This is a genomic window from Pseudomonas sp. Ant30-3, assembly GCF_000690905.1.
Lineage (GTDB): Bacteria > Pseudomonadota > Gammaproteobacteria > Pseudomonadales > Pseudomonadaceae > Aquipseudomonas.
This window is the reverse complement of the sequence record NZ_JMCL01000160.1, coordinates 1-8,511: the sequence shown is the minus strand read 5'-3', so window position 1 is coordinate 8,511 and position 8,511 is coordinate 1. Positions and strand designations below refer to the sequence as shown.

Genomic DNA, 8,511 nt, shown 5'->3' with positions numbered 1-8,511 from the left:
ATGTGGCGAGGGAGCTTGCTCCCGCTGGGCTGCGGAGCAATCCTGAACCCTTTAGCGCCGCTTCGCAGCGCAGCGGGAGCAAGCTCCCTCGCCACAATGAAGCAACTCTACTGGCGCCGATTCCCGCGCCATCTATCCACGCCGATCACCAACAATGCAATCAGCACAAACCCCACCAGCAAGCCGAGCGCATTGATAAACACCTGTGGATAACCCAGCTTGTCGACATCAATGAACGGGTACGGATAAACCGCCAGCTCATGCCCGCGCACCAGCGAATAGGCGAAATACACCAGCGGATAAATCGCCCACAGCGCGATATGCCGGATGCGCAAAAGGCCTTTGTGCACGCACCACCACCAATAGCCCAGAAACAGCAGCGGCGTGACAACGTGCATCAATTCATCGGCCAGCCGCTGCCAGCCTTCCGGTTGCCATAAATGCCGCAGCAACACGTTATAGCCGAGGCCGACCACTGCGATACTGACGGCGATGCCACTGCTGACCGAAGGCTGCAAGAACCAGCGTCGCGCAGCTGATTGACGGGCCGTGAGTTCAAAGCTCAGTACCGTCGCCACCAGGGTGTTGCTCAGTACGGTGAAATAGCTGAAAAAACTCATCAGCCCACCGAGCAGACTCGCCTCGATACTCCAACGCGAATACAGAATCAGATACAGCTGAATGATCAATCCTGCCCAGGCGAGAAAGGCCGCCACGGCGACAAAACGACTACGCGCCGCCGACTGAATGAGCATGCTCAGACCGGTCGCTTGGAGCGCATCAACTTCACGTACAGGCGCTCGACCTTTTCCCGTGCCCACGGGGTTTTGCGCAAAAAGGTCAGGCTCGACTTGATGCTGGGGTCGCTCTTAAAGCAGCGGATATCGATGCGCTCGGCCAGCCCCGACCATTCGTAATGTTCAACCAGGGCGTTGAGAATCTGCTCAAGCGTCACGCCGTGCAGCGGGTTGTCATGGTGTTCGGTCATGCCGGGCCTTCAAGCGTTGTGGGGATTGGAAGCCGCGCACCTTAGCCGAGGGCTTCGTTGGGGGGAAGTGATCTGTAGTGCTGTTGTAAATGTAGGTGAGCTTGAAAAGATCGCAGCCTTCGGCAGCTCCTACGCTGGAATGCGTTTTTCTGTAGGACCTGCCGAAGGCTGCGATCTTTTCCCGGCGATGAAATGGCCTCCGCCGGCAAGTCGGGTCGCCGCATCGCTCGCGCCTCAGATATCGATCCCCCTCCGCACTGTTACCGAATCTGAAAGTATCCATCTCGGCAAAAGGGCTTTCGCTATTTGTAACAGAACATTATCCTTGCGCCCGTCAAGCTGAAACGCTTCTTCTGCCCGCGACAAAGCGCCGCTCCAGTTCATCTCCCATAAAAGATCAAGAATTAATTTCCCTATGCCTTATTTTCCATTTTCGCGAGACAGCGCTGTCCGCACGACTGTTGCCAGTCGAAACACTTTCAACATGATCAGCGGGCTCGCCGCGTTGGGTTGCGCCGCCTGCGCACAGGCGGCCCCCGCGTTCGATAGCGACTCGCCATGGATGCTGGGTGACTGGAACGGCACGCGCAGCGAACTCTCGGAAAAAGGCTATGACTTCAAACTCGATTACACCGGCGAAATGGGCAGTAATCTGCACGGTGGTTACGACCATGATCGTACCGCGCGTTACAGCGACCAGTTCGGCCTGGGCACGCACCTGGACCTGCAGAAGATTCTCGGCTGGGACGATGCCGAGTTTCAGCTGACGATCACCGAGCGCAGCGGCAACAACATCAGCAATGACCGCATCAACGACCCGCGCGTCGGTGGCTTCACGTCGGCCCAGGAAGTCTGGGGTCGCGGGCAGACCTGGCGATTGACGCAGATGTGGTATCAGCAGAAATTCTTTGATCAGCAACTCGACATCAAGGTCGGCCGATTCGGCGAGGGCGAAGACTTCAACAGCTTCCCCTGCGACTTCCAGAACCTGGCGTTCTGCGGCTCGCAGGTCGGCAACTGGGTCGGTGGCATCTGGTACAACTGGCCGGTCAGCCAGTGGGCAATGCGCGTCAAATATCACCTGACGCCAGAGTTGTATGCGCAGGTCGGTGTGTATGAGCAAAACCCTTCCAACCTTGATCGCAACAACGGGTTCAAGCTCAGCGGCAGCGGCACTCAGGGCGCGATTCTGCCGGTCGAACTGGTCTGGTCGCCCAAGTTCAACGGCCTGCCGGGTGAATACCGCGCCGGTTATTACTACAGCAACGCGAAAGCCACGGATGCCTACAAAGACAGCAATGGTCAGCCTGCCGCGCTCAGTGACGAGGCTTATCGCAGTGCATCGAGCAAGCACGGCATGTGGCTCGGCGTGCAGCAACAACTGACCAGCCGCGCCAGCGATAATTCGCGGGGCTTGAGCGTGTTCGCCAACGCGACGATGCACGACAAGAAGACCAACGCCATCGACAACTACGTGCAGGCCGGGGTGGTTTACAAAGGCCTGTTCGATGCTCGTGCCAAGGACGACATCGGTTTCGCCATGGCTCGCGTGCACGTCAACCCGGCATTCCGTAAAAACGCTGAAGCGACCAATCAGGCGCGCGCGGTGTACGACTACGATGACCCGAGTTTCCTGCCGCCGCAGGACACCGAATACAGCGCTGAACTTTATTACGGCGTGCACGTGACGAACTGGCTGACCGTGCGCCCGAACCTGCAATACATCCGCCACCCTGGTGGCGTGGACAAGGTCGATGACGCGCTGATTGGCGGGATCAAAATCCAGTCGCAGTTCTGACCCACACCACAACGCCCTGTAGGAGCCGGCTTGCTGGCGATAGCGGTGCATCAGTAGACATTTGCGCTGGCTGACACACCGCTATCGCCAGCAAGCCGGCTCCTACAGGGACCGCGTTAACAGTTTCACTTTTTTTATCTGAACCATGCCCGCACAGGATCGTCATCTACAGTGAACCTGTGCGGGAACACTTAAAACGTCACGGAGAACCACACTATGAGCACTGATGGTGCTTTGAGTCGAAGCCGTCTATTGCCGACATTGCTCGGCATTTTGCTTCTGCTAATGGGCCTGGCCATGCTGGCCGGGGGAATCAAGCTGAGCATGCTTGGCGGCTCGTTGTACTACCTGCTGGCCGGTATCGGCCTGACGCTGACCGGTGCGCTGCTGATCGCCGCGCGCCGAGCTGCGCTGGGCCTGTACGCCATCGTGCTGTTTGCCAGTACGGTGTGGGCATTGTGGGAAGTCGGCCTCGACTGGTGGCAACTGGTGCCGCGTCTGGCGTTGTTATTTGCGCTGGGCCTCGTCATGTTGTTGCCGTGGTTCCGCCGTCCACTGTTGCGCAGCGGCGAAGCGAAAATGGGCACCGTCGCACTGAGCGTGGCCGTGGTACTGGCCGGCGTTACCGCGTTGGCCAGCCAGTTCACCAACCCGGGCGAAATCAAGGGCCAACTGGACCGCGACAGCGTGCCGGGCATGACCAACACCGCCCCGCCCATGGCGGACGGTGACTGGAATTCCTACGGCCGCAGCGCCCACGGTGATCGTTACTCGCCACTGGCGCAGATCACCCCGCAGAACGCCCACAAGCTGGTGGAAGCCTGGAGCTATCGCACCGGCGACATCCCTGGGCCGAACGATCCGGGCGAAACCACTGCCGAAAACACCCCGCTGAAAGTCAACGGCATGCTCTACGTGTGCACGCCGCACAGCCAGGTGATTGCACTGGACCCGGACACCGGCAAGGAAATCTGGCGTTTCGATCCGAAGCTCTCCACGCAGAACGCGGCGAACTTCAAGGGTTGGGCGCACATGACCTGCCGTGGCGTGTCGTACCACGATGACGCCGTCTACGCCTCCGAGCAAAGCCCGACCGGCACCGCCAGCCCGGCCCCAGCCGCCAACGCTTGCCCGCGTCGCATCTTCCTGCCCACCGCCGACACCCGCCTGATCGCTCTGAACGCCGACACCGGCAAGATGTGCGAAGACTTCGGCAACGGTGGCCAGGTTGACCTGAGCGCCAACATCGGCGGCTTCAATGCCGGTGGTTACTACTCCACCTCGCCACCGGCCGTCACCAAAGACCTGGTCGTGATCGGCGGTCACGTCACCGACAACGTCTCCATCGACGAGCCAAGCGGCGTGATCCGCGCGTTCGACGTGCACACTGGCCAACTGGTGTGGAACTGGGACAGCGGCAAGCCGGACGACACGGCGCCAATTGCCGAAGGCGAGGTTTACACCCGCAATTCGCCGAACATGTGGTCCATGTTCGCCGTCGACGAAAAACTCGGCATGCTCTACCTGCCGATGGGCAACCAGACTCCGGACCAGTTCGGCGGTGCGCGCACCCCTGAATCGGAACTGCATGCCGCCGGCCTGACCGCCCTCGACATCGGTACCGGCAAAGTGCGCTGGCACATGCAGTTCACCCACCATGACCTGTGGGACATGGACGTCGGTGGCCAGCCAACCCTGATGGACCTGAAAACCGCTGACGGCGTGAAGCCAGCGGTGCTCGCGTCCACCAAGCAAGGCAGCATCTACGTGCTGGACCGCAGCAACGGTCAGCCGATCGTGCCGATTCAGGAAGTGCCGGTGCCACAAGGCGCGGTCGAAGGCGACCACACCTCGCCTACGCAACCGAAATCCGATCTGCACCTGATGCCGCCACCGTTGCAGGAACGCGACATGTGGGGCGTGACCCCGTTCGATCAACTGATCTGCCGGATCGACTTCAAATCCATGCGCTACGACGGCCCGTTCACGCCGCCATCGCTGCAGGGTTCGATCGTCTACCCAGGCAACTTCGGTGTGTTCGACTGGGGCGGCATCTCGGTTGACCCGGTGCGCCAACTCGCTTTCGTGAACCCGAGCTACATGGCGTTCAAATCGAAAATGATCCCGGCCGCCGAAATCGCCGCGCAAGGTCCGCGTAAAAGTGAAACCGAAGGCGTGCAGCCAAACAAAGGCGCGCCGTACGGCGTCGTCCTCGAAGCCCTGCTCTCGCCAATGGGCCTGCCGTGCCAGGCACCTGCCTGGGGTTACGTAGCCGCCATCGACCTGACCACGTCGAAAGTCCTGTGGAAACACAAGAACGGCACCGTGCGTGACAGCTCGCCAGTCCCGATCCCGCTGAGCATGGGCGTGCCAAGCCTGGGCGGCCCGATCATGACCGCCAGCGGCGTTGGCTTCCTCAGCGGCACCCTCGACCAGTACCTGCGCGCCTACGACATGAAAAACGGCAAGCAACTCTGGGAGGGCCGCCTGCCGGCCGGCGCGCAAACCACGCCAATGACCTACACCGGCAAGGACGGCAAGCAATACGTGCTCGTCATGGCTGGCGGTCATGGTTCGCTGGGCACCAAGCAAGGTGACTATGTGATTGCGTACAAACTGTCGGAGTAAGTTTTAGCGGCAGATATTGAAATGGGCGACTCCTGTGAAGGGGTCGCCCATTTTTTGTGCCCGCTGGAGGCCAGCTTCAGCATCGATATTACCCCTGCCATTGAAACCACCCACCACCTGCCCCATCTAAGAGCCATACTCCATTGTGCAGGTGCCCCATGAGCGACCAGCAAGAATTGCCCGAAGACCTGAGCGAATACGCCGATCCCGAAAACGCCGAACATCCCTCCACTGGTAAAGGCCTGGCCCTCCCCGGCCAAAATCTGCCGGACAAGGTCTACATCATCCCGATCCACAATCGTCCGTTCTTCCCGGCCCAGGTCCTGCCGGTCATCGTCAACGAAGAACCCTGGGCCGAAACCCTCGACCTTGTGAGCAAATCCGATCACCACTCCCTGGCCCTGTTCTACATGGACACCCCCCAGGAAGACCCGCGCCATTTCGACACCTCCGCCCTGCCGCTCTACGGCACGCTGGTCAAGGTGCACCACGCCAGCCGCGAAAACGGCAAACTGCAATTCGTCGCCCAGGGCCTGACCCGCGTGCGCATTCGCACCTGGCTCAAACACCATCGCCCGCCGTACCTGGTGGAAGTCGAATACCCTCATCAGCCCACCGAGCCGACCGACGAGGTCAAGGCCTACGGCATGGCGCTGATCAACGCGATCAAGGAACTGCTGCCGCTCAACCCGCTGTACAGCGAAGAGCTGAAGAATTACCTCAACCGCTTCAGCCCCAACGACCCGTCACCGCTGACCGACTTCGCCGCCGCGCTCACCTCGGCCACCGGCAACGAACTGCAAGAAGTGCTCGACTGCGTGCCGATGCTCAAGCGCATGGAAAAAGTCTTGCCGATGTTGCGCAAGGAAGTCGAAGTCGCACGTCTGCAGAAAGAAATCTCCGCCGAAGTGAACCGCAAGATCGGCGAACATCAGCGCGAATTCTTCCTCAAGGAGCAACTCAAGGTCATCCAGCAGGAGCTCGGCCTGACCAAAGACGATCGCAGCGCCGACATTGAGCAGTTCGAGCAGCGCCTGGAAGGCAAAGTGCTGTCGCCTCAGGTACAGAAACGCATCGAAGAAGAAAAGAACAAGCTGTCGATCCTCGAAACCGGATCCCCGGAGTACGCGGTCACCCGCAATTACCTCGACTGGGCCACCTCGGTGCCGTGGGGCGTCTGCGGCGACGACAAACTCGACCTCAAGCACGCGCGCAAAGTGCTTGATAAACACCACGCCGGCCTGGATGACATCAAGGACCGCATCCTTGAATTCCTTGCCGTGGGTGCTTACAAAGGCGAAATCAGCGGTTCCATCGTGCTGTTGGTCGGCCCGCCGGGCGTCGGTAAAACCAGCGTCGGCAAGTCCATCGCCGAATCCCTAGGCCGACCGTTCTACCGCTTCAGCCTCGGCGGCATGCGCGATGAAGCCGAAATCAAGGGCCACCGCCGCACCTACATCGGCGCGCAACCGGGCAAACTCGTGCAGGCGTTGAAAGACGTTGAAGTGATGAACCCGGTGATCATGCTCGACGAAATCGACAAGATGGGCCAGAGCTACCAGGGCGACCCGGCCTCGGCGCTGCTGGAAACCCTCGACCCGGAACAGAACGTCGAATTCCTCGACCACTACCTCGACCTGCGCATGGACCTGTCGAAAGTGCTGTTCATCTGCACCGCCAACACCCTCGACTCGATCCCCGGGCCGTTGCTCGACCGGATGGAAATCATTCGCCTGTCGGGTTACATCACCGAAGAAAAGATCGCCATCGCCAAACGCCACTTGTGGCCCAAGCAGCTGGAAAAGGCCGGCGTCTCGAAAGGCAGCCTGGCGATCAGTGACAGTGCTTTGAAAGTGTTGATCGACGGTTACGCGCGGGAAGCCGGCGTGCGTCAGCTGGAAAAACAACTAGGCAAACTCGTGCGCAAGGCCGTGGTGAAGCTGATCGACGAGCCGAAAGCCGTGATCAAAATTGCGCCGAAAGACCTTGAAGCCTCCCTCGGCCACCCGGTATTCCGCAACGAACAAGTACTGTCCGGCACCGGCGTTATTACGGGCCTGGCCTGGACCAGCATGGGCGGCGCAACACTGCCGATCGAAGCAACGCGTATTCACACCCTGAACCGTGGCTTCAAACTCACCGGGCAACTCGGTGATGTAATGAAAGAGTCGGCGGAAATCGCCTACAGCTACGTCAGCTCGAACCTGAAATCGTTCGGCGGCGATCCGAAGTTCTTCGACGAGGCCTTCGTTCACCTGCACGTTCCTGAAGGCGCCACACCGAAAGACGGCCCGAGCGCCGGCGTGACCATGGCCAGCGCCCTGCTCTCCCTCGCCCGCAACCAGGCGCCGAAAAAAGGCGTGGCCATGACGGGCGAACTGACGCTGACCGGGCATGTATTGCCGATTGGCGGTGTGCGCGAGAAAGTGATTGCAGCGCGGCGGCAGAAGATCTTTGAATTGATCCTGCCGGAGCCGAACCGTGGCAGCTTTGATGAATTGCCGGATTATTTGAAGGAAGGGATAACCGTGCACTTTGCCAAGCGCTTTGCGGATGTGGCGAAGATATTGTTTTGACAGTGATTCAGTGTCTGCTCGATAGCTTTCGTCGGAATGCCGCCCAGACCAGGCTCGGTCCTACAGTTGAAACGCGAACGGTCCTCCACTGCCAATCCCTGTGGGAGCCGGGCTTGCCCGCAATGGCGGCTTGTCAGGCTTTGATTATTGGCTGACCCACCGCTTTCGTCGGAATGCCGCCCAGACCAGGCTCGCTCCCACAGTTGAAACGCGCATGCTCCGCCACTGCCAATCCCTGTGGGAGCCGGGCTTGCCCGCGATGGCGGCTTGTCAGGCTCTGGTTTACTGGCTGACCCATCACTTTCGCGAGCAGGCTCGCTCCTACAGTTGAAACGCGAACGGTCCTCCACCGCCAATCCCTGTGGGAGCCGGGCTTGCCCGCGATGGCGGCTTGTCAGGCTCTGGTTTACTGGCTGACCCATCACTTTCGCGAGCAGGCTCGCTCCTACAGTTGAAACGCGAACGGTCCTCCACCGCCAATCCCTGTGGGAGCCGGGCTTGCCCGCGACGGCGGTTTGTCA

5 protein-coding genes are annotated in these 8,511 nt (G+C 60.2%); 3 read left to right on the top strand and 2 right to left on the bottom strand.

What is annotated here, in order from left to right; all coding sequences use genetic code 11:
- Positions 1-107 precede the first annotated feature (107 nt).
- A complete protein-coding gene (locus DU29_RS0127730; RefSeq protein WP_028624624.1) occupies positions 108-755 on the bottom strand; it encodes a Pr6Pr family membrane protein in 648 nt (215 codons plus the stop codon).
- 2 nt (positions 756-757) lie between these two features.
- On the bottom strand, positions 758-988 hold the full coding sequence (locus tag DU29_RS0127725; protein ID WP_028624623.1) for a VF530 family DNA-binding protein: 231 nt from the start codon (positions 986-988) through the stop codon (positions 758-760).
- 415 nt (positions 989-1,403) lie between these two features.
- Here DU29_RS0127725 and DU29_RS0127720 point away from each other — a divergent pair, with 415 nt between their 5' ends.
- From DU29_RS0127720 to lon, 3 genes are all read left to right on the top strand, one after another.
- Positions 1,404-2,786 (top strand): carbohydrate porin, encoded by a 1,383-nt coding sequence (locus DU29_RS0127720; RefSeq protein WP_028624622.1) that lies wholly within the window; start codon positions 1,404-1,406, stop codon positions 2,784-2,786.
- A gap of 216 nt (positions 2,787-3,002) precedes the next feature.
- On the top strand, positions 3,003-5,414 hold the full coding sequence (locus tag DU29_RS0127715; protein WP_028624621.1) for a glucose/quinate/shikimate family membrane-bound PQQ-dependent dehydrogenase: 2,412 nt from the start codon (positions 3,003-3,005) through the stop codon (positions 5,412-5,414).
- 158 nt (positions 5,415-5,572) lie between these two features.
- Positions 5,573-7,990, top strand: a complete 2,418-nt coding sequence (gene lon / locus DU29_RS0127705) for an endopeptidase La (RefSeq protein WP_028624620.1) — start codon at positions 5,573-5,575, stop codon at positions 7,988-7,990.
- Positions 7,991-8,511: the final 521 nt, after the last annotated feature.